Raw genomic sequence first — 1,423 nt, 5'->3', positions numbered from 1 at the left:
TATTACTGTCCGCTAAAGACGTGAATTCCCTCCCAACTTGCTGAAATAGATAAGTTGGGAGTTATTTTCATATCAGACAAGCCCCTCTTATGAGCTTATTACCTCCTTAGGTGGTGGTTCTGCTGCCTCCATAAGCATCATTTTAAGGTCTTCATCAGGTTTGTTAAAGAATGTGTTTATATTGAGGTAATACATCAGGACTATCCTTACCATCGTAGCCAACCCTGAAAAGCTCCATCTCCTCTCAAGAGAGCTTTGCAGCAGCGATAACAACAGATTGGCTATGAGCGTCACCCATATCTGTATTTTGATGGCATTAGCACTCTCTCCATAAAAATATCTCAACGGGAAATTCTGCTTGATTTGCTTGAAAAGTGATTCGATCTGCCAACGACGACGATAAATGGCCACGATTGTTTCCGGGCGCATGTCAAAATCATTGGTAAGCAGTGAAACCAATTTGGGCTGTTTCCCCCTTTTAATGTCCACATAGGTTACGATTCTTGCGATGTGCCTTGTTTCTCCTTTACGGAATACTACAACTTGCTCTCTGTATTCCATCTTGCCCTCCGTGGTCATCTCCATAAAGTCGAACAAAATCTCATAGTTGAGGTTCTTCTTCATTTTTGTAACATAAACCACGTTACGCTCCGTCAATTCCTCGAATTTTTCATAGTTGATATAGGCTCTATCCATTGCAGCGATCTCCTTGTCGGAAAATTTGGAGGGGACAAGCATAAAAGAGTCGTTTGTAGCAGCAGATGTAAACTGTACATCACAGGGAACGCCCTCGTTGGCTTGTATGACGGCATGAACCTTTATACCACCTTTCTTCTTGCCAGTCTTTGGATGCCTTCCCACACCTTTGAATATGAGGTTGGAAAACAAGGATATTGTCGTTGAATCTATGATTCTCAGCCGTTTTACCCATTCCTCTGTCCCATTGCGCCGGCTGTCCGAGGTAAGTTTTGACTTATTTTCCTCGTAAAGGTCATGGTAAACATCCTCAAAGAACTTTTCAGAACGTCTGGAATTGGCATCGGACAAGGTGCTGCGCCTGGGAACTGTCTCAATACCTATGTGATGCAATTTACGTACCTCAGCGGTCATTGAGGTCTCTATCTCACGCAATGAATCGAAGCGCATTATCACGGCATAGAGCATCGTAAGCAGATGGGTAAAGCCATCAAAGCTCTTTACATACCTTTCACCACCATGATTACGGCTGAATTGAAGAATTTTGGACTTATCTAACAATTTTATTAGCTGCCCATATATCGGCTGTCCGAAGAAATGTGTACTTTTGCTCATGGTTAAACTTTTAGTGTGGTGACTCAAAGATAACCAAAATAGGGCTGACTTCCAAAATCGGAGGACGGCCCTATCATTATAATGATGTATGAACTTTTAGCGGACAGTAATA

At 42.4% G+C, this 1,423-nt stretch carries 1 protein-coding gene; it reads right to left on the bottom strand.

The window, feature by feature from the left end; translation table 11 throughout:
- Positions 1 to 87: 87 nt before the first annotated feature.
- Entirely contained in the window at positions 88 to 1,311 is a 1,224-nt protein-coding gene (locus I6E24_RS16250) for an IS4 family transposase (protein ID WP_235329732.1), read from the bottom strand.
- Positions 1,312 to 1,423 lie beyond the last annotated feature (112 nt).

This window comes from Bacteroides caecigallinarum (assembly GCF_021530995.1).
GTDB classification, from domain to species: domain Bacteria; phylum Bacteroidota; class Bacteroidia; order Bacteroidales; family Bacteroidaceae; genus Phocaeicola; species Phocaeicola faecigallinarum.
Note: the sequence above shows the minus strand (reverse complement) of the source record. Positions and strands in the feature narration are given on the sequence as shown.